The organism is Bdellovibrio sp. ZFWA1 (genome assembly GCF_056175665.1).
On the sequence record NZ_JBJKJH010000001.1, the window covers coordinates 714,436 to 735,716 of the forward strand.

Annotated in this window: 20 protein-coding genes; 15 read left to right on the plus strand and 5 right to left on the minus strand. The window is 43.6% G+C overall.

Annotation, left to right across the window (positions count from 1 at the left end):
- Genes AC04MN_RS03405 through AC04MN_RS03420 form a run of 4 tightly spaced genes read left to right on the plus strand, consistent with a single transcriptional unit; the run spans window position 1 to window position 4,422 of the window.
- A complete protein-coding gene (locus tag AC04MN_RS03405) occupies window positions 1–1,440 on the plus strand; it encodes an ABC transporter ATP-binding protein (RefSeq protein WP_475381783.1) in 1,440 nt (479 codons plus the stop codon).
- Window positions 1,437–2,492, plus strand: coding sequence for an ABC transporter permease (locus AC04MN_RS03410; protein WP_475381784.1), 1,056 nt, complete (start codon window positions 1,437–1,439; stop codon window positions 2,490–2,492). Before AC04MN_RS03405 ends, AC04MN_RS03410 begins: the two co-directional genes overlap by 4 nt.
- Entirely contained in the window at window positions 2,489–3,355 is an 867-nt protein-coding gene (locus AC04MN_RS03415; RefSeq protein WP_475381785.1) for an ABC transporter permease, read from the plus strand. Before AC04MN_RS03410 ends, AC04MN_RS03415 begins: the two co-directional genes overlap by 4 nt.
- A gap of 14 nt (window positions 3,356–3,369) precedes the next feature.
- On the plus strand, window positions 3,370–4,422 hold the full coding sequence (locus AC04MN_RS03420) for a hypothetical protein (RefSeq protein WP_475381786.1): 1,053 nt from the start codon (window positions 3,370–3,372) through the stop codon (window positions 4,420–4,422).
- A 57-nt stretch (window positions 4,423–4,479) separates the two neighbouring features.
- Here AC04MN_RS03420 and AC04MN_RS03425 read toward each other — a convergent pair whose 3' ends face one another.
- Window positions 4,480–5,400 carry a LysR family transcriptional regulator gene (locus tag AC04MN_RS03425; RefSeq protein ID WP_475381787.1) on the minus strand — a complete coding sequence of 307 codons (921 nt, stop codon included), beginning with the start codon at window positions 5,398–5,400 and terminating at the stop codon, window positions 4,480–4,482.
- Window positions 5,401–5,575: 175 nt separating this feature from the next.
- Here AC04MN_RS03425 and AC04MN_RS03430 point away from each other — a divergent pair, with 175 nt between their 5' ends.
- Window positions 5,576–5,935: an HPF/RaiA family ribosome-associated protein gene (locus tag AC04MN_RS03430; RefSeq protein WP_475381788.1), complete on the plus strand. Its 360-nt coding sequence runs from the start codon at window positions 5,576–5,578 to the stop codon at window positions 5,933–5,935.
- Between the two features lie 106 nt (window positions 5,936–6,041).
- On the opposite strand, the gene AC04MN_RS03435 is transcribed toward AC04MN_RS03430, so the two are convergent.
- A complete protein-coding gene (locus tag AC04MN_RS03435) occupies window positions 6,042–6,629 on the minus strand; it encodes a hypothetical protein (RefSeq protein ID WP_475381789.1) in 588 nt (195 codons plus the stop codon).
- A 293-nt stretch (window positions 6,630–6,922) separates the two neighbouring features.
- Between AC04MN_RS03435 and AC04MN_RS03440 the strand changes: the two genes are divergently transcribed.
- From AC04MN_RS03440 to AC04MN_RS03450, 3 genes are all read left to right on the plus strand, one after another.
- Window positions 6,923–7,534 (plus strand): hypothetical protein, encoded by a 612-nt coding sequence (locus AC04MN_RS03440; RefSeq protein WP_475381790.1) that lies wholly within the window; start codon window positions 6,923–6,925, stop codon window positions 7,532–7,534.
- A 43-nt stretch (window positions 7,535–7,577) separates the two neighbouring features.
- Window positions 7,578–7,979, plus strand: coding sequence for a hypothetical protein (locus AC04MN_RS03445; protein ID WP_475381791.1), 402 nt, complete (start codon window positions 7,578–7,580; stop codon window positions 7,977–7,979).
- 174 nt (window positions 7,980–8,153) lie between these two features.
- Window positions 8,154–8,306, plus strand: a complete 153-nt coding sequence (locus tag AC04MN_RS03450; protein ID WP_475381792.1) for a hypothetical protein — start codon at window positions 8,154–8,156, stop codon at window positions 8,304–8,306.
- Between the two features lie 54 nt (window positions 8,307–8,360).
- Here AC04MN_RS03450 and AC04MN_RS03455 read toward each other — a convergent pair whose 3' ends face one another.
- Window positions 8,361–9,503: a hypothetical protein gene (locus AC04MN_RS03455; RefSeq protein WP_475381793.1), complete on the minus strand. Its 1,143-nt coding sequence runs from the start codon at window positions 9,501–9,503 to the stop codon at window positions 8,361–8,363.
- 301 nt (window positions 9,504–9,804) lie between these two features.
- On the opposite strand from AC04MN_RS03455, the gene AC04MN_RS03460 reads away from it, so the two are divergent.
- The 5 genes from AC04MN_RS03460 to AC04MN_RS03480 all read left to right on the plus strand — a co-directional run bounded on the left by AC04MN_RS03460 (window position 9,805) and on the right by AC04MN_RS03480 (window position 16,649).
- Window positions 9,805–10,842: an outer membrane beta-barrel protein gene (locus tag AC04MN_RS03460; protein ID WP_475381794.1), complete on the plus strand. Its 1,038-nt coding sequence runs from the start codon at window positions 9,805–9,807 to the stop codon at window positions 10,840–10,842.
- Window positions 10,843–10,956: 114 nt separating this feature from the next.
- On the plus strand, window positions 10,957–13,587 hold the full coding sequence (gene rnr, locus AC04MN_RS03465; RefSeq protein WP_475381795.1) for a ribonuclease R: 2,631 nt from the start codon (window positions 10,957–10,959) through the stop codon (window positions 13,585–13,587).
- A gap of 36 nt (window positions 13,588–13,623) precedes the next feature.
- The gene (locus AC04MN_RS03470) at window positions 13,624–15,300 is read left to right on the plus strand and encodes an ABC1 kinase family protein (protein WP_475381796.1); all 1,677 of its coding nucleotides are present in this window, start codon (window positions 13,624–13,626) and stop codon (window positions 15,298–15,300) included.
- A 10-nt stretch (window positions 15,301–15,310) separates the two neighbouring features.
- Window positions 15,311–16,081, plus strand: a complete 771-nt coding sequence (locus AC04MN_RS03475) for a LysR family transcriptional regulator (RefSeq protein ID WP_475381797.1) — start codon at window positions 15,311–15,313, stop codon at window positions 16,079–16,081.
- A 43-nt stretch (window positions 16,082–16,124) separates the two neighbouring features.
- Window positions 16,125–16,649, plus strand: a complete 525-nt coding sequence (locus tag AC04MN_RS03480) for a GbsR/MarR family transcriptional regulator (RefSeq protein ID WP_475381798.1) — start codon at window positions 16,125–16,127, stop codon at window positions 16,647–16,649.
- A gap of 358 nt (window positions 16,650–17,007) precedes the next feature.
- Here AC04MN_RS03480 and AC04MN_RS03485 read toward each other — a convergent pair whose 3' ends face one another.
- Window positions 17,008–17,841 (minus strand): flagellin N-terminal helical domain-containing protein, encoded by an 834-nt coding sequence (locus AC04MN_RS03485; protein ID WP_475381799.1) that lies wholly within the window; start codon window positions 17,839–17,841, stop codon window positions 17,008–17,010.
- Window positions 17,842–18,295: 454 nt separating this feature from the next.
- Window positions 18,296–19,141: a flagellin N-terminal helical domain-containing protein gene (locus tag AC04MN_RS03490; protein WP_475381800.1), complete on the minus strand. Its 846-nt coding sequence runs from the start codon at window positions 19,139–19,141 to the stop codon at window positions 18,296–18,298.
- Window positions 19,142–19,408: 267 nt separating this feature from the next.
- Between AC04MN_RS03490 and AC04MN_RS03495 the strand changes: the two genes are divergently transcribed.
- Window positions 19,409–19,732, plus strand: a complete 324-nt coding sequence (locus AC04MN_RS03495) for a DMT family transporter (protein WP_475381801.1) — start codon at window positions 19,409–19,411, stop codon at window positions 19,730–19,732.
- Between the two features lie 75 nt (window positions 19,733–19,807).
- Window positions 19,808–21,124, plus strand: coding sequence for an HD domain-containing protein (locus AC04MN_RS03500; protein WP_475381802.1), 1,317 nt, complete (start codon window positions 19,808–19,810; stop codon window positions 21,122–21,124).
- The last annotated feature ends 157 nt before the right edge of the window (window positions 21,125–21,281 follow it).

Sequence of the window (21,281 nt, forward strand, 5' to 3'; positions counted from 1 at the left end):
GTGATAGAGTTCATTGCAGTTCAAAAACGATTTGGTGATTGTGTCTCGCTTAAAGACTGCTCGTTCCAAGTTGAGCGAGGCACCATTCACGCTATTATTGGCGAAAATGGCGCGGGCAAATCGACTGCAATGAAAATTCTCTTTGGAATGCACACACCATCCTCTGGAGTGCTTAAAATAGACGGCAAAGAAGTCAGATTCGACTCTCCGACCGACGCCATGACTGCAGGCATAGGTATGGTTCATCAGCACTTTATGTTGGCGGAACCCATAACAGCCTTAGATAATATTTTGCTACAGACTCGCACCCGCAGTCCGTTTTCCAAGCTACCCAGAAAACAAGCTCTGAAACACCTTCAGAGCTTAGCTAACAAATACAACTTCGAAATAGATCTACTAAAAAGCGTTGACCAATTGAGCGTTGGAGAACAGCAACGAGTCGAAATTTTAAAAGTTCTTTCTCAGGATGCAGAGATTATTATCTTGGACGAGCCCACAGCCGTGCTAACCCCACAAGAGGTTCAAGCACTTTTCTCGAATTTGCAAATACTGAAGGCCTCGGGAAAAACAATACTTATCATCACGCACAAGCTGAAAGAAGTTAAAGCGATCTCTGACAACATCACTGTACTTCGAGCCGGAACAACTGTTGCGCACTTTAAAACCCAAGACGTCCAAATAGAAAACCTAGCCGAAGCGATGGTTGGACGACGTTTGCATAAATCCGCCCAACGTTCTACATCCATAGACACCCAATCAATTTGCCTTGATGTGCGAGCTGACGAAAATGAAGCCGAATGGAGTTTAAAAATTCACAGTAAAGAAATTGTGGGCGTTGCTGGAATTGAAGGCAATGGACAAAAAGAATTCATAGACTGGCTTTACAAGCGCAAGCTGGATCGTCATAACAAAAAACAAGCGGTTCTTCATTTTGGTGCCTTCCCCGAAGATCGCCTTCGCTTGGGAGTCCTCCCCAACCGCCCGGTCTTTGAAAATTTCATACTTGGACGCCATCGTTCAAAAAAATTCCTTAGATCGTTTTTCTACGACCTCGGTAAAATACTTCGATTAACCCGCGACTCGATGGAGCAATTTGATGTTCGACCGCGCGATCCTTTAATGAAGTTTTCAGCCTTATCAGGCGGCAACCAACAAAAATTGGTGGTGGCTCGAGAGCTGCTAGAGCAGCCCGATTTTGTCTTAGCGGCCCAACCCACTCGCGGAGTCGATATTGGCGCTATCGAATTTATTCATGATCAGCTTCGAAAAGCCCGGGACCGCGGCGCAGGTATTTTATTAATTTCATCAGAGTTGGACGAACTCTTAGACCTTTCGGATCGCATCCTTGTTTTATATAAAGGTCGATTTGTTGCAGAGTTTACCCAAGACCACTTCGACGAAGTTCTTATCGGAAAAGCAATGGGCGGAGGACTCACATGAAACAGCTAAGAACATTTCTGGGTCCCTTGATTGGATTTGCTGTTGGCTTATGTTTTGCCTTAATTCTGACAACGATCGCCGGTGAAAACCCCTTCAACATTCTAAAAATCTTAATTCGCTCGGCCTTTGGCTCTAACTACGATTTTGGTCTTACTCTTTCTTATGCCACTCCTTTGATTTTTTGTGGTCTTAGCGTTGCTATCGCCTTTCACGCCGGATTGTTCAACATCGGCGCTGAAGGCCAGCTCACGATGGCCACAGTCACCACGGCAGGAGTCGGTGTCCTATTTCCGCAGATACCTTTTCCCCTGGCTCCTTTTATCGCTGTTAGCGCAGGCTTATTAACAGCAGCAATCTGGGGAGGCTTTGTCGGCTGGCTGCGCGCCGTGAGAGGCTCTCATGAAGTCATCAATACCATAATGATGAACTTTATCGCGGCTGGACTGGCCAGCTGGTTCACCCTAAAGATCATTCCCAATCCAGAATCTCAGAATCCAGAATCTGCAATGGTTGGCAGCTCTTATCTTCTAAAAGATTATGACCTCATCGCTCGGTTTTTTCCTGACACCCCCGCCAACGCCAGCATTGTCTTTGCAATTATTTTTGCGGTCTTACTTTGGATATTCCTGTGGAAAACCCCATGGGGCTTCGAATTGCGAGCAGTTGGACAAAATCCCGAGGCTGCCGAACGCGCAGGAATTTCACAAAAAAAATGGCAGATTCTTGCCATGATTGCGGGCGGGGCTTTTGCGGGACTCGTTGCCCTAAGCGAAGTCGTAGGCAGCGCCGGTCAGTATCGTATTGGCTTTTCACCAGATTACGGATTCATAGGTATAGCCGTCGCCCTTGCCGCAAACAACAATCCCATCGGAATTATTTTTACTGGCTTTTTAATGGGCGCCCTTCACAAAGGCGCTTCTGATTTAGATTTAGAGACTGCCACAATCACCCGTGATTTTTCAAAAATCATTCAAGCCTGCGTGATATTAGGCGTGTCCGCAACAGGCTTTTGGAGCTGGTATCTTAAAACCTTCAAAAGGAGTTCTAAATGAGTTCCTTATTTCTTCTAACCTTAATTGCTGCCAGCATCCGCATGGCGATCCCACTGATCTTTGCAAGCCTTGGGGGACTTTTGAGCGAGCGCTCGGGAGTGGTCAACGTCGCTCTTGAAGGTTTTATGCTGGTCGGGGCTTTTTGCGCAGCCATCACGGCCTTCCACACGCATTCACCTTGGCTTGGTGTTGGTGCTGCTGTTTGCGGTGGCTTTGTAATATCAGCAATCTATGCACTCTTCGTGATCGAATTTAAATCAAATCAAATTGTGACAGGAACGGCCTCCAATCTATTGGTGATGGGGTTGATACCTTTTATCACAAAAGTCATTTACGACTCTACCGGAAGCACGCCTGCGCTTCCAATGGAATCTCGATTCAGTTGGGAACCCATTCTAATCGCCATCTTTGCCATTGCCTGCATTGCCTATTGGCTTAAGTACACTTATTCCGGACTATGGCTGATGTTTGCCGGTGAACATCCCGAAGCCCTAACTTCCAGCGGAATCAGTGTGCGCGCTGTTCGTTGGATCGCAGTTTTAGGAAGTGGTGCCCTTGCGGCGCTCGGCGGAGCCAGCTTGTCGCTTTGGCTTTCATCATCTTATTCTCCGCTGATGTCAGGGGGCCGAGGATTTATGGCTCTTGCCGCCCTGATCTTTGGAAAATGGAAGCCACTACCAACAGTGCTTGCCTGTTTATTTTTCGGTCTTGCTGACGCTCTTCAAATCCGTCTGCAAGGCTCGCCTATTTTTGGATTAAATATTCCGGTTCAGTTTATTCAGATTTTACCTTACTTCTTGACCATGATTGCTCTGGCAGGACTTTTTGGTCAAAGTCGCGCCCCGAAAGCTTTAGGACAATAATCAAAGGAGACTCCATGATAAAACACATATTAACAATTTTCTTAGCTGCATTCACAACCCAAACTGCGTGGGCTTGGGGCGGACGTGGTCACGATACGATCTGTGCGACTGCCGTATTTTTAGTAAAAGAAAAAGGTCTTCGTGAATACTTGGTTAACAAACCACAAATGATGGGACACCTTTGCAATATTCCAGATACATATTGGAAGTCACTAGGACCAGATATCGGAAAGCAAGGAAACTCGACACACTTTATTGATTTGGAACTTCTGGGTATGAAGGTTGAGGATGTGCCTTTAGATTACCAAGGCATTGTAGATAAATTTACAGGAACACCCAATAAATTTAAAAATGATGGATCGATGATTTATTCTGTGCCTCAAGAGTTTGGTTCTGCTTGGTGGAGAGCCGATCAATTTATGAAACGCATCGCCGGCCAAGCAACAGAATTTGCCACAGCTCCACAGCCAACGAACTCAAAAGAAGAGCAAGACGAAAAGCTTATGTACAATAAAGCGAGTTTTCAAATGCTTGTTGATATGGGCCTTATGGGCCACTTCGTTGGCGATATCGCTCAACCATTTCACACGACTGTCGATTATGATGGTTACGAATCTGGCCACGGCGGCATCCACGCTTACTACGAGGACAGCGTGGTCGGCGAATTTGACGGAGATCTTGAGCATCGTGTATTAAAAGCGGCTCGAGCAATGAAGTCACCAAGCTTTCTAAAGCCGGCAACGACTGTTGAAAAGATGAAAGCTCTTTCAATTATTTCATTAAAAGATATTCCAAAGATTTACAAAGTAGATCCTGTTATTAAAAAGTCCGAACTGAAAAAAGAAAAAGGAATGTCTTTAAAAACAGCCGCTGAAAGAAAGCCGGCAAGTGTTGCGTTCAAAAAAATGGATAAAATGATTGTAGATCAAATGGCTCGCGGAGCGATCCTACTAGCACATCTTTGGGACGAAGCTTACATCAGCGCCGGCCGTCCAAAGCTAGCCTCTTACAAATCCTACAAATATCCATTCACCCCCGACTTCATCCCGCCAAACTACTACAAATAAAAGGGGTCAGGTGTTTTTTTCTAACTGGGGTGCGGCGAAGTTATCTTCGCCGCATTTTTATGTCCGAGCCAATAACTTCAAAGTCGCCGCTACCGCATCTGAAAAGTCCGCCATCTTATTGTCCTTATGAACTGAAATATACAACCGATGCTTCCAAAGCCCCTCTTTCGGACCTACTCGGATAAGCTGTCCATTTCGAATCTCTTCGTTCACATAAGCAGAAGGCAGAAAGCCCACTCCGGCAGAGTCTAAAATAGCCCTTGCAACAACACTCAATAGCTCGGATTCAAACACAACAGTTTGCTTGATTTTGTTTTCTTGCATATACACATCAGCCTCGTGCCGCAAACGTCTGCGCTCCGAAGCAAGCACCAACCCCCACGGAGCCTGGCGAACTAACGAGGCTGTCACGGTCCGAGGAGTGATCTTCACTTTATCCCGGCGTACAAGTTCCGCTGAAACCATCAGATGCACTGGCAAATCAACCTGCATAACCTCATCAATTTCGCTTTGATAGTGAGGCTTGGTACCGATAACCAAATCTAAGCGCTGCTTCTTCAAATTTTCGACCAGTTCATCGTCATTTGAACTGGAAACACTGACAATATATCGGCTCGAAAAGCCTTTATCTCGCAAGAGTGGACTTAGCAGATCCGCCATAAACGGACTGTCCACTTGCGAACTCACTCCGATGCGAATTCTTTGCACGTCTGATTTTTCACTTTTACCTAAAGAGCTTTCTAAACTTTGAGCAATATCAAACATCCGGGTCGCATAAGTGAACAACCGTTGTCCTTGCTCGGTAAGAACCATTCTGCGACCCGATTTTTTAAATAGTGATGAATTTAAACTACGCTCGAACGTTTTCAATTGCGCACTCAACGAGGGTTGAGAAATTCGCAACGCTTCGGCACCTTTACTGACACCGCCCACCTTAGCTGTAATGTAAAAATAATATAAGTGATTGTAATTCATCATGTCAGATTTCCTTCAACTCTTAGGTCTGTAAAGCGGCTAAGTTATCAATTTCGTTTGCCTTCAGTACATAGACCCGACCTTAATACTTAGTATTAAACTATATATTCTATTTAAATTATATATTTTTTTTATTGTATCATTTTGACGATACTAGTTTCAGGAAGGAGGTAGATAAATGAAAACAAATATCTACTACAGAGACATCACACGAACTGAGAACCTCGAAGAATTTCTTTTAGAGAAGACTCAAGGAGCGGTTGAAAACTTCTTCAAATACGATGCAAATGCCCACCTGACGGTCAGAGTGGACACGAATAGACATCGAACCGACGCTCGAAAACCTTCTTTTGAATGCGAAGTAATTTTAAAACCCACTAGAACGAGAGGAGTTATTAAAGTTAGAAAGTCTGGAGCAAATTTCCATGCTGTTGTCGCCGAGACAACAGAGGCCTTGAAAAAGATTCTACGCCGTAGATCTTCAATCAAAGCTGAACACAATCGACGTGATCCAATGTTGGAATGGGAGGTCGCCTGATTTATTCGTTAAAACTTAATAGCCCTCTACGTCAGTCTGCATGACTGAAATAGCAAAAAGGACCAATGGAAGCATTGGTCCTTTTTTTTAACTACGACGCTGGAACTTATTGTTTTGAAAGATAGTAAGAGTTTAATTGACGAGGTCGATTTGCCTCTGAGCTGCCGTCATAGCTACCTGACGTATCGCCTAGATAAAACTTATTTCCCCCCTCAATTTTATAAATTTGATATAAGGCGGAGTTACAACTTGTACCAGTAACATCCGTCCATACGTTAGGAGTCCAATTAGACCTACCGCACTCACTAGTTGAGTTAAGATCATCAGCCACAGCCTGACTGTAGGCTATGTACTCGAGCTTCGTCGTGGAAAACTTAATGTTTGTTGCAGAGGTAATAAATGAGTTTGCACTCCCGACCTCTACAGTGACAGTAGCTTTAAACCCTTGGGTTCTATCGGAAGAACTACAACTTGCACTTGAACCAAATAGTGTCGTCGTTGCTGTCATTTGACTTCCACTGAAGGTCCATGACATCGAAACCTTAGTCCCCCCGTCGTCACGACAAGTCTCGGACCATGTCCCTGTCAGCTCTGAGGAAGAACCATCAGCAGTATCAGCCGCCTCAGTCTTCGGCTTTAAACATCCAGCGCCTGCAAGACAACAAAAAATTAAAATGATCTTGAAAACTCTCATACTCCCTCGATTCTATGTAAAACGTAAATGCGAATATAATTACTATTCGATGTTTTAAAGAAAAACTAAATTCAATTTATATTCAAGAGGGTAAGAACTTATATTTGAACACAATAGGTAGTCTCTATTTGAGACACCTTCAAAAATTCGGCTCGCGAATTCGCGCTCTCTGCAAAGCCAATAGCCATCTCAGAATGGGAAACCCATTGAAAACACTTATCTTCAAGGCTGGTATGCCCTTCGCATAGAGATCACATTAGGCGACAGGCGTAAAAGACCACAAGGAGTCGGAAATGAACAAGAAACACTTCTATTTAAAAGCATTATTTATCTATGGAACCGCTTCTTTATTTGCATTTTCGTCTTTCGCTCAAGGCGAAGTTCAAGTCTTTAAAACCTTAGATGGAGCCGTTTCATATTGCCCATCAGTCCGCGATGATCAACAACTTGTTCGAAGTAAGCACGCGGTCATTGAGCTAAAGGACAAAAATATTAATGACGACCAACTTCAGATAGAACTAAAGGTTTCCCTTGTAACATGCAGCGAGGGCACCTGGATTATCGATCAGACACCAGATATCGGCACCTACAAGACAATTTCTTTTTCTAGTGGAGAAGAAATTGAAGTAACAAGGCAGTACCGAGATTTTGAGATTCTTTTAGTTGATGATAGCGGTGAAGTTTTTGCTACAAGTCAACTTGGAATCAAAAACAATTCGTCTTCAAATGTTCGATTTACCTTGGACGCTAAACACTTAGGAAAATCAAAACAAACTGGAAAGATCGAAAAGGACCTCCAAGTTTTCGTCCGAGCAAAAGCCAAAGTGTCCACATCAGATCAATCGTACTTTGATGACAATGAAGTGATTACCTTTGGATCTTACCGCGTCCGCATTCAAATTTAATTTATAAAATAGAACCCTTAAACAACCAAACAGGAGAACAAATATGAAGAAAAAAGTTTTATTAGCAATGGCAGTTATCATGGCCTTGGGCACTGTAAAAGCAATGGCACAAGAGGCAAATGAGGACTGGATCCAAATGGATATCACCGAAGGAAAAATTGCTGCTGCAGAGCTAGCCAATGAAACAGAGCAAGTTAAAAATATTCTAAAAGAGATGAACAAAATGCAGGATGAACTTGCAGAATCAAAAAATTCTCGCGGCCTGATGAGCGCCATCGGACAGACTGTCGGAGTTGCTGAATCAGTAATGCAAGACTACGACACGGATCTTGATAAAATGCGCCAGTTGAAAATTGAACTTCGCAAGAAGCTTTCGGACTTTAAGGCAATGGACGAACGCAATATGATTCCAGGCCTTCACGTCCATGAAGAGCTAAGCTTCTAAAGAATTATTTTCTGATTTAAACGTTTCTCATGTTTGTGAAGGCCGCCCGAAAGGGTGGCTTTTTATTTTTAGAAAGACCTAGGGGGAGAATACCTGGGTATCACTATTTAGTACTATCTCAAGAAGTATTGAGAACTATCCGACCTGGACCGATAATCAGGATAGGAGGTCTTGATGAAGTACTTAATTCTTAAAATTGTATCTGTCATAAAAGGCACGTCGTCCCGCCCATTTTTTTACCATTCGGAACTTCAAAGGTATGAGCGGCATATTGAAATGGAAAGACTGAATGCTCACAATCCCTGCCATAAAAGATCAGCTTCTTAAATAAAAAAAGCCCCTGATTCCTCAGGGGCTTGTCGATTTGAAATCAACTACTGACTACCAAAGGTTGCCAGAGTACTTGATACCAACCATGATTTGGTTGAAAGTAACATCTTTTTTAGTGCTCAAACCGTAGTCATCTTTAGCTGAAGCATAAGCTACATGGTAGCGGAATGCATCGTCAGCTTTTGGCATCATTTCAACAGCCAAAGCCATGCCAGTTCTCTTGAATGAGCTAGCATTGTTAGCATCTTCAGAAACTTTGTTTTCAGATGATTCGTATTTGAATACTGGAGTGTAAGCACCCATTCCGTAACGAGCTTCAACTACGTTAGAAACAGTAGAGTCTGCTTTTGCACCAGAAGCTTTTGACTTAGACCAGTTGTTGATGTGCTCAACATCTAGACGAAGGTTAGCAACGCCAGTGTAACGAACGCCAAGGTTCATGAATTTTTCTTCGATACCAGTGAATGCTGCAGCAGCACCAGCAAGTCTGTCAGCTGCACCTGAAGTGTAACCAACTTGGTAAGCCAAAGTCTTATCCATGAATGAACCACCAACCAAAGCACCGATAGTATGACGGCGGTTAGTTGGAGCATAGAAATTAGTTTGACCAACGTCTACGTTCAAAGTTCCTGCGTTAGTTTGGTTAGAAACTTGAACTTCAACTTTATGATCACCCATTCCGTAAGCCACACCAACTGCAGATGCATTTTCAGGCATTGCAACTGTACCAACTGTGCCGGTCAAAGTAGCACCAGTTGCACGACCACCAGCTCCGTTGTTAGCCAATGAAGTTAGGTAAGTGTCACCTTCAACTGCTAGGTCTCTTTCGAAACCACCCACATTTAGGTAAAGTTTACCAACCGCTACAGTGAAATCGCCCAAAGGCTTAGAGATAAATAAACGTTCAACAAACTTATCAACTGTCATTACTTTGTTAGCATCTTTATCGTGTTCAGTTGCCAAAACAAATGAACGCAAGTTGAAGTGAGCTTCAACAGTTGCATCACCTACTTTAGTGTCTGCATTGATTCTTGAAACTTGTGGAAGTAACAAAGAAGTACCACCGATATTTGCACCAGTAGTGTCTTTGTAGTTTGGCGTATTGACATAGTCAGAACGCACGATCAATTTTCCAGCTGCAAAAGCTGAAGTTGTAGCAAGAGTCGCAACTGCGAATGCTAATGCTTTTTTCATTTCGAATCCTTTCGTTAAAAACTGGGAACGAATCCTAGTTTTAGTTAATAATTGTCAAACCTTGACTAACGTCTCAATGCTAGAGTTCAAAACCTAATTTCGTCAACACTGGGTTTCGCCAAGCGTTAAAACAAATGCTTATGATACACAAACCACCATTTATAATGCTCAAACACAAAGATTCTAGACTTTGATCTTAAAAATTACACGGAACGCATAAGACTTCTCTTGCCCCCGACCAAAAAAAGTGGCGACATTAACTCAATACAAACACCATGTTAAACAACGAAAGAGGTACAACATGAAAAATATTTTTGTAGCAGCAGCAGTTCTATCAGCTGGACTTTCAGCTCAAGCTGTTGAAATTGGTGGCGCAACTGTTAATGGTGAAGTGGCATTTGATTATCAAAGCCTTTCTGCAGGTGCAGGACAAAACAACACTGGTTTCATCAACGGTGCTGAAAACGAAGCTTACGCTCTTCGCGACACAACTTTAACTTTCTCTAAAGATGGCGATGTATTCTTCAACGGCCGCTTTACTGGACGTAAAGTTGATGCTGATACAGTTGCAGCAACTGGCAATGGCGTAAAATCATACGCAGCTCAATTCGACTCTTTGGAAGTTGGATACAAAGTAATGCCAAATCTTTCGCTTTCTTTCGGTCGCATGCTAACTACTCTTGGTTACGAAGCAATTGATAGAAATGCAAATGCTCAATACACTTACTCTTTAGCTTACAACAACGTAGTTCCTGGTTTCTACGAAGGTGTTAGAGCCAAATACACTTCTGATATCGCAACTGTAACTGTTTCTTCATACAACAACGCATCTAAAGATGGTTCTATGTATGACAAAGCTCCATCAAACAAAGCGACTGAAATTTCTGCAACTGGTTCAGTTGCTGGCGTAACTTGGTTTGCTGGTCACGTAAACGGTACTGATGCTAACAAAGAAGCGCTTACAACTTCTTCTTTGTGGGCTTCTTACGGTCTTGACAACATGAAGTTTGCTTTGACTTTCGACGGTACAACTAAAAAAGTTGGAAGCGCTAAGACAGAGTTCGGTCAAGTAACTGGTGCTCGCTTCACATACGGCATGGGTAAACACAACCTTGGCCTACGTTATGAAATGATGTACGGAGCTAAGTTCCTTACAACTCAAAACACTAAAGAAGTTTCTTCTGTTGTTCTTGGCGACAAATTCGCAGTTAACGACAACATGAAACTTTACGCTGAATACCGCATGGATCAAGGTAAAGACAAAGTTTACACTGATAAAGATGCAAAAGCTCAGAAATCTGCTTCTTCATTCACTATCGGTGCAGTAGCTCACTTCTAATCTAGTTTTGAGTTAAATTTGTTACCCCAAAGGGGCAATCCATTGCGATTGCCCCTTTTTTATTATTCAGATTTTCCGTACCCAGTCGCTAGATTTACATGCTAACATTTGCGCATGGCTAAGCATAAAATTCTTCACGGCATCATTAAACGACATCCAGATGGCTTCGGCTTCTTCATTCCTGACAATGCAGAACACCCAGATGTCTACATTCCCCGAAACTCTATGCAATCTGTTATGACTAACGACCGAGTCAGCGTCGAAGTCTATCCGGAACGAGGTGGAGAGCGATTTAGCGGCGATATTATAGAGGTCTTAGATCGCGGCCTCAAACGCGTTGTGGGACGATTCTACAAAATAAATGAATACTTTGGACTTATTCGCGATGAAGGCAAAGGCTGGGGTGACGACCTCCGCATTCCGATAGAGTTTAGCCTTGAAGCCAAAGACAAGGAACTTGTTGCTGCCGATATTCTTAGCTATCCAGGTGAAAAAGGTGGTTTTAAAGGCAAAATCGTAGAGGTCATCGGAGACTCGATGGACCCAATGAACGATATTCGCAGAGTTATCATGGGGCAAAACATTCCCCAGGCTTTCAGTAAAAGCTGTTTAGAAGAAGCTAAGCAATTTCAAGAAAATCCAACTGAAAAAGATTTTGCCGGTCGCAAAGATATTCGCCACCTAGACCTCATTACTATCGACGGCGCCACCGCCAAGGACTTTGATGACGCCGTCTACTGCGAAATGAATGACGCTGGATTTAAGCTTTTCGTAGCCATTGCCGACGTTAGCCATTACGTGAAAGTTGGTACTGCCATCGATAAAGATGCTTACGAGCGTGGGACCTCGGTCTACTTCCCCAATTTTGTCGTACCAATGCTTCCGGAAATTTTATCAAATGGTCTTTGCTCTTTAAACCCTCATGTCCCTCGCCTTTGTATGGTCGCCGAAATGCAATTTGATTTCACAGGCGAAATGGTGGATTCCGAGTTTTACGAAGCTGTCATGGAATCTAAAGCGCGCGTGACGTACGGAGAAGCCCAAGAGATCATTGATGGCCAAAAGATCGATAAGTTTCAGCATGTCGCTGATGGAATTTTGCGCCTTCGCGACCTTGCTAAAATATTAATGGTCCGAAGATTCAAAGAAGGTTCGATGGATCTAGAAATCCCCGAAACTGAACTTGTTATTGATGGCGCTGGAGTCCCTGTCGATATCATTCGTTCTGAGCGTTTATTCGCGCACAGACTTATTGAAGAGATGATGTTGGCCGCAAACGTCGCTGTAGCGACTCACTTTCATAAAAAAGAGATCCCGGCGATGTATCGTATCCACGAACCGCCGAATGAACAGGCCCTCCGAACGTTAGAGCGTTACATAGCCAACTTTGGTGGAAAATCTAAACTTGAGGGTGGTATTTTGCAAAAAAGAATCACCAAGGCACTCCACGAATTTGATGGGAAGCCTCAAGCTCAGATCCTACACATTTTGACCTTAAGATCCATGAGCCAAGCAAAATACCACATGGAAAATGCTGGCCACTTTGGTCTTGGCTTTGAATTCTACACGCACTTCACATCGCCAATTCGTCGCTATCCTGATCTTATTGTGCATCGATTATTAAAATGCCTTGTCGGAGTCAAAGGTTACCAACTGATGTCTGAAGATGACCTATTAACAGCGGGCACCTATTTATCAGCCTGTGAGCAACGAGCGGCTAAGTCTGAAAGACAAATTCATTCAATTAAAAAAGCTCGTTTCATGGAAAAACACGTCGGTGATGAATTTGATGGCATCATCAGTAGTGTGACCAAATTTGGTGTTTTCGTTCTTCTTAGGGAATTTGATGTCGATGGTTTAATTCGCCTTGATGATCTTTCAAAAGAAAAACTCGAGTTCGATGAAGAGAACCTCGCACTTTTTGGCAAACGCAGCGGAGTCCGATTTACTATCGGCGATCCGATGCGCATTAAAGTCGCAAGCGCCGACCATGACTTAGGACAAATTAATTTTGTGCCAGAAGGATGGACAGCATCTGATAAAAAAGAAAAATTTGAAGAACGTGGAAATAGAAGTTCAAAGCTTTCATTTAAAAAATCGGAAGGACCAAAGAAAAGCACTACACCAAGTCGTCGTAAAAATGATGATTTCGAGGATGAAGAACAAGATGATGGGCCTTCCATTTACGAAGTTAAGGCCAACAACTACCTGCAAAAACTACGAGATAAAAAGGGGCCGAATCACTTTAGACAGCGAACCCCAACCAGCATGCCGCAAAAAAGTGATGCTCAAGGCGCTCATTACAAAAAAATGCAAGGGGCCAAACATCGCCCCGCCTTAGATAATCAAGAGGACAACGACTTCAACCAGGATCGTCGCAGCGTAAAGCCTGACTCCAATAATGAGGCCTCGGCCCGCAAGGAAGACGGACCAAATCTTGAAGTTTTAAAAATGATTCTTGGACCTGACGAATTTGCAAAAGTTCAAAAACAACTAAGTGAAAAGCCTGCTTTAAGCCGCAAGCTACAACATGCGATGACTTCACGAAACAGATACGTCAACGAGGAAGTCGTTGATCATCCGATTTCGAAGAAAACAAAGCGTGCCGATCGTAATGAAGAACGAAAGAAGAACTTCGAGAAGGACAAGCGCGACCAAAAAAGAAGTGGTGCAAAAAAAGATGGGAAGAAGCCATCCACGCCTTCTCAATTTGGCAAAAAAGCGATGAAAAAGCGACGTCGATAAAAAGATGTCGCGAAAATTATTAGTCGAGGATAGATCGTGACACCAATTCAAGCTGGGACCCAGATAGGTAAAACTTTAAAGAATGCCGGAAGACTAAGAACCATCGTCGGCGTATTCGCCCGCCATGGCTTTCACAACCTAGCAGAACGAGTTAAGCTTGGCCAATTCATCATCGATCGCCTGAAGGCCGATGTCGACATTGAAAAACATTCTATTCCAGAGCGTATTCGAATGTCCTTCGAGGAACTTGGGCCCACATTTGTAAAGCTGGGACAGCTACTTGCAACTAGACCAGATTTAATCCCCGCAGATTATGTCGAAGAATTTGAAAAGCTGCACGATCAAGCTCAGCCTCTGCCATTCGATATTATCGAGTCCGTCCTAAAAGAGGAATTTGGTCAGTCACTTTACTCTCGATTTTCATTTATTGATCCGACCCCATTGGGCTCTGCCAGCATTGCTCAAGTTCATAAAGCGCGATTAAACTCGGGGGACGAAGTTGTTATCAAAGTGCAAAGACCCGGCCTTATTGAAAAAATAAATGATGACCTTAATGTTCTTTATTTCTTGGCCGAACTGCTAGAAGCGTATGTACCCGAAACACGCCCCTTCAACCCTAAGGGTATCGTGAATGAATACTTTAAAACCCTAGAACTCGAAACTAATTTCGTTGTAGAAGCCAATAACATTCGTCGCTTTAAACAGAATTTTCAAAATGAAGCGCATGTTAAGGTTCCTTACGTTTACATGGATCTTGTCACCGAGAGAGTTTTAACCATGGAGGCTCTGCAAGGCCTTCCCTTAAGCAATCCGAACTCTCTGTTGATCGATGGCACCGACCCCGAACAAATTATCCGCACAGGCTTACGAACTTATTTAAAAATGGTTTTTGCCGATGGTTTTTTCCATGGCGATCTTCATGCTGGTAACTTCTTCGTTCTACCTCACAACCAAATTGGTCTGATTGATTTCGGCGTTGTCGGGCGTATGAATAAAAAAACTCAGACTGCTGTGGCCAATATGTTACTTGCATTAGCCAAAGAAGACTATGAACGCCTAGCATACGAATACGTTGATATGGCTCCATTCACCGATAAAGTAAAAATAGATCAGTTTGCAAAAGAGCTGCGCGAACTGATTGCCCCCTATTACGGACTGACACTAAAAGAAGTCAACTTAGGTAAGCTGTTGATGAAGTCATCATCCTTAGCAGTGAAGCATCATCTGACGCTTCCTACCGAGCTTATGATGTTCTTTAAGTCCTTAGTTTGCATTGAAAGCATAGGGCGCAGGATCAAGTCAGACTTTGATTTTTTGGCCTACTCAATTGAACTGGCCGAAGAGATTGTTAAAAACCAATATGATCCCGAAAAAATGGCCAGTGAGTTTTCAATGATGGCCCGAGAAAGCAAAAATTTTATTAATGCTCTTCCTCGTCAATTGCACTTCCTACTGCGCAAGCTCAACAGCCCTGAACATGCTATTAACATTCGACTCACCGACGTTCAGGATCTTAAAAAGTCCTTAGAGTCTTCTTTCAATCTATTATTTTTAGGTCTGATCATAGGCTCTTTGATTTTAAGTTCTGCGATCATTTTCACCCAGCCATCTGAAAATCATGTCTACGGCATGCCTGCCCTTTCTTTCGTCGGATACCTGCTGGCAATGGGATTGGGTGTTATCGCTTTCATAAACTATATCAAGAAAAGCTAGGGGTTTTTAAATGCAGCATTTATTTCACGAGCTCAGCGTTTTAGCTAAAGCCATTCATTATAAAAACCTCTCGGGGGCTGCGGCCAATATTGGGCTTAGTCAGCCGCAACTGTCTCGGATTATCGCAAAGATCGAAGACGAACTTGCTATTGTTGTTTTAGATCGTTCCGCAAAAAGAAAATCTGGATGGACGCCGGTGGCGTTTGAACTTGCTAAATCATTCGAAGCGATGACTCGAAGACTCGAGGCAGAGCTTATGGCGATTACTAACAAAGAGATGATAACCGAACTGCGAATCGGAACACTCGAGGGAATGGCTCGTCAGGCTCTTCAAGTCAGTCAAACCTGCTTCAAAGAGTTGGGTGTTCAACAAATCAGCTTAGATATTTTTGATCTTAATGAGCTCGAGGCGCATTTTTTCTCGGGCGATTTAGATCTGGTATTTACCTCAAAAATTCCCGGCAAGCAGAAGTTCAAATATTATCAAGAAATTGGATTTCAGACTCTTGAAAGAATTCAATCGCAAAAGAACACCGGCGTTTATTCGACTTGGGAGTTCGGCAAACTCCACGGCAAAAAGACTCTAACCCCCTTTGAGCATGTCTTAATTTCGAACTCGCTGTCGATACGCAAAGATTACCTTATGTCTTATGGCGGGACTGGATATCTGCCTTCAGAGGTTTCAAAAGAAAAACTGTCCGATGGCAAACCCGTGATGATGATTGGCTCGGAAATCCTGAGCCCTGGCTTGTGGAAAGCCATTCTTTCAGCCCTCAACTAAGCAAGCTATTTCTTTTCAGGAAGGTTTATGCTAGCTTAAACCTATGCCGAACCGTCATATAACGAAAGTTCCGCCCGAAATGCAGGAACTTTCCGATCAAATTGGAAGTTTTATTGAGTACTGGGGTTTTAAAAAAATCCACGGGCAGATTTGGACACATATTTTTTTAGCGGACGAGCCCATCGATGCGACGACTTTAGGAAAACGTTTAAACGTTTCGAAAGCTCTTATCTCTTTGGCCATTCACGATTTATTGAAATACGATGTGGTTCAGGTGGTTGGAAAAGGTTCAAGACGTATTCTTTACCAATCAAACCCCGACCTTATTAAAGTGATTTGCTCGGTTCTGCGAATGCGTGAACGCAAAATGCTCGCGCAGATCATGTCTTCATATAAAAATCTAACTAAGCTGTGCGACAAAGATCGATCGACCAACAAGCTCTGTTACGAAAAAACTCAAGCGCTAGGCGAGATGATCGAGGCTGCCGAACAAACTCTGGATGCTTTGATCGCTTCAGATCTTCATCTGGAGGTAGACCAAGCCATCGACAGCATATCCAAGAAATAAAAAAAGCCCCAGGATCACTGGGGCTTTTTTCTACCATGCTGCCAATCTTCGGCGACGGTTTCTTTTGACTCTTTTTGTCTCTTTTCTTTGATCGGTTTCTTGATTGAGTACTTGTTCATTGTTCATAGCATCCTGCCTTCTTTTTGCTTACATAGTATACACCGACAGGACCTAGGCCTCCAAGCCCCTTCCATCATTTTTAGGTTAGTTATTCTAGTTGTAACCCAAATGGGGTCAGGTGTTTTTTTCTAACTGGGGTGCGCAAAAAAGAAGAAAGGCACTCTAGTTTACATAGAGTGCCTGACTTATTATTGACTTAACGCGGGCCAGTTAGAAAAAAACACCTGACCCCTTTTTATTAGCCGAGGAGTTTTAGGGCTAATTGTGATTGGTTATTTGCTTGTCCTAAGACAGAAACACCGGCTTGCAACAAGATGTTGTTTCGCGTCATTTCTGCAGTTTCAGCGGCTACGTCCGTGTCACGGATACGTGAGTTCGCTGCTGACAAGTTCTCCTCAGAGATCGCCAGGTTGTTCGATGTCGAGTTCAAACGATTCTGAAGCGCACCAAAGTTTGCTCGAATCGAGTTTACCTGAGTCAAAGCCTGATCAATCACCGCCAAACTGTTTTGGGCACCTTCTTTAGTTCCCACCGTTTCCGCCGTTAACCCTAGAGCTTCCAAATTCGCATTGGCAGCACCAGCATCAAAGCTGATTCGATCACGGAACGCATCGTTGTTCACACCGACTTGAATGTCGATCATCCCACCCGTTCCGTTTAACAGTTCGTAACCGTTAAAATTCGTAGAGTCCGTTACACGTTGAATCTCTGATTTCAACTGTTGGTATTCTACATCCAAGAACTGTCTTTCAGTTTCACCGATAGTATCTGAAGAAGACTGAACGCCCAATTCTCTTAATCTGATTAGCATATTAGAAACTTCATTCAAACTGCCCTCCGCCACTTGAACCAACGAGATACCGTCATTCGCGTTGCGGTTTGCCTGACGAAGACCACGGATTTGACCCTTCAAATTTTCGCTGATTGCCAATCCTGCCGCATCATCTGCTGCTTGATTGATTCGCTGTCCAGAAGACAAGCGCGCCATCGAACGGTTCATTGCATTGGTACTACCACTTAGTGATCTTTGTGCATTCAATGAAGCCAAATTTGTTGTAATTCTAAGTCCCATCTTATCCTCCTTGTGTCATCCGTCTTCCTCCTTGAAAAATACTGGCCTTCCATTTTGGCCAGGAAGCACATCCTTGCGCTCCTATTGTTTTTGTTTTTCTGTTTAACTTTTCGACAATTTTCCAAACTTTTTAAGTCTAGTTCTTGTCAATTTTCTTTAACTCATCACCACGAAACCCGCATGAATAAAGCGTTCACGCACATCGCATTGCCAATCAAATAAAGAAAACAATCTTTAAAAAAAAGGGGATCACAAAGTGACCCCCCAGTCGCAGGAAACAGATTTTGGATATTACAGCCTACCAACAAAAGTTGTTGTACAGAGCTTTGGCTTGTCTGAGGGTGATCATGAAAAATAATTGATGATCACAAACCAAGTCTATCAGATGACTCTACTTAAAGAGTCGTACTATCGTGAGCCCCATGGGGGTGCCGCAGAGCTCACCGATTTAGTATTAACTGAAAGACTTATTCAAAAGTCCAAGTGCTGTGTTGGCGTGCTGGTTCGCTTGTGCAAGGACTGAGGTGCCCGCTTGCAACAAGATATTATTACGAGTCATTTCAGAAGTCTCTTCTGCGATGTCTACGTCTCGGATTCGAGAGTTCGCAGCGGACATATTCTCTACAGACACTTGAATGTTATTCATCGTGGACTGTAGACGGTTCTGAATCGCACCGAAGTCAGCTCGCATTGCAGAGACACTCACGATCGCGGTGTCAATCGCTGCCAGAGCATTCTGCGCTGAAGCTTTATCTGCCACCGATGTTAAGTTCACACCAAGAGCTGCTGAGTTTGCATCTGCTTTTGAAGCATCAAAAGAGATACGGTCGATTTCAGGATTATTTCGAGTACCAACTTGGAAGTCCAAGATCGATCCGACACCCGCTAGAAGCTGAGTTCCGTTGAACTCTGTCCCTTCGGCGATACGGTCTACTTCAGACACCAACTGATCATATTCTACGTTTAGAAATTGTCTTTCAACAGGTCCGATCGTATCAGAAGCTGCTTGTACTGCTAGTTCGCGAAGACGAATCAAGACTGATGAAACTTCGTTCATCGCACCTTCCGCCACCTGTACAAGAGAGATACCATCTTGAGCGTTACGAGAGGCTTGCTTCAGACCTCGAACCTGAGCTTTTAAGTTCTCAGAGATCGCTAGACCTGCGGCATCATCACCCGCTCTGTTAATTCTATAGCCCGAAGCCAACTTTTCCATCGACTTATCTAGGCCAGACTTTGTGCCCCACAATACACGCTGTGCATTTAGCGACGCTGTATTTGTATTAATTCTTAACCCCATAACTCCTCCTCCTTGAAGACTTAACCGGTTCAATCCTTTGAGACCGGTGCACCGTCATGGTGCGTGGGTGATTTACTTTCTTGCCTAACTGATCGGAGCAATTAGAAATTCCTAAAGTGATACGTCTCATTTTTTTGCATTTCTAGACTAAGGGCCCCGATTGAGATGATGATTTCAGAACGAAAGTCCTGTAAATTTTGTTTAAGACACTACTTTGGTCGAAGAAAAAACGTCGACAACAGAAGATAAAAATACAGGAGCAGTACAATGAATGCATGGATCACGTTATTCATCGCCGGTTTACTCGAAGTGGGATGGGCCGTAGGCCTTAAATTCACTCAAGGATTCACCAAACCAGTTCCCACGTTCTTCACGATATTCTCGATGATCATTAGTATGTATCTACTTGGAAAAGCGGCCGAGACTCTTCCAATTGGCACAGCCTACGCCGTTTGGGTTGGCATCGGAGCCGCTGGCGCAGGCATTTTAGGCATTTTCTTACTCAATGAGCCATACAATCTTGCTCGTATCTTTTTCATGGTTTTACTCGTTGTTTCAATTGTGGGGTTAAAACTAACGAGTCCTCATTAAAAACCCTTTGCACGAGGGAATGAGCGCGATAGATAATAGCCAAGAAATTGCTACAGGTGACGATAGGAGCTGTCCATGGAAATCAGAGACCCCGTACACGGATCCATTTACTACTCAGATGCAGAGACTGCCATTTTAGACACCGCCGAGTACCAAAGACTCCGAGCTATCAAGCAACTTGGCTTTGCCGAGTTTAGCTTTCCAGGAGCAACTCACAATCGCTATCTGCATTCAGTCGGCGTCGGTCACCTTGTGGGACAAGTATTTGATAATATTTTCCGAGTCTATCCATTTTCAAAACCGTCAGTAAAACAGCGATTCAGAAATGTAGTTCGCCTTGCTGCTCTTTTACATGATGTAGGGCACGGGCCCTTGTCCCATACAACTGAAACTGTCATGCCTATGCTGTCCGAGCTTGATGTAAAAATTTACGCGGACCAGGAAAAGATGGGTAACGCCGCCCATGCAGTCATGAATAAAAACCGCAGAGCCAATCACGAAGACTTTACAATTAAATTTGTGACCGAATCCGAAATCGCAAATCAAATTAAAAAGAACTACTCGGACATCTCTCCAGTGCATGTCGCTTGTCTTATTGATAAAGCTTTGCACTGCCCTGATGATTTCTTCGTCGACAACGGCTGTGACTTTAGACCGATCCTGAGCCAATTAGTTTCATCTGAATTAGACGTCGATCGAATGGATTATCTAGAACGCGACTCTTACTTCTGCGGTACTAACTATGGAAAGATTGACTCGCATTGGTTGATGCAAAACATGACCTTCCACAGGGTCGAGGATAAAGTTTACTTGGCGCTAAATAGACGGGCTCTCTATAGCTTCGATGACTTTTTGATTTCTCGGCATCACATGCACTTAATGGTATACTGCCATCACAAAAGTATCATTTACGAAGAGATGCTGACTCGATACCTTACGTCACCTGATTGCACTTTTGTCCTACCTTCGACTTTGAACGAGTATATCAAATACAACGACTACAAACTGCACGAGCATCTTGCTAGCGCGGGAAATCCTTGGGCCACACGAATCGCGGCCCGCAGACCTTTTAAAGTATTGACCGAACTACACTCGACGAATGAAAGCAGCCGCCCGGAAGTGATAAAAAATGCTCTTGAAGCTGAAGGCTTTGATGTTATTTGGGCCTCGTCTAAAGCCCGCCTTTCGAAATATCATGCGGTATCGCCTGAAGAAAAAGCCCTTCAAATATATGTAGTTGATCAATACGATCATCACGATAAACCTGCCCCCATCGGGCAATCGACCGAAATTTTCAAGCGCTATGAAGGCGCCCGCATCATCGATCGTATCTATGTTGCTCCCGAAAAATACAAAGAAGCGGAACAGTTAATTTCGGAACGCCGCCTTTAATATGAAGTTTTTCGCACTCTGCCTTATTTTTTTAGTGAGTGTGGCTGTCCGTCATGGCCACGCTCACATTTTAGGCAAGTCCGCTTGGTGCATATCCAACTCGCCCGTCCACTTCGAGTGCTTCTACGAAATTAATTCTACCTGTGAAAAAATGCTC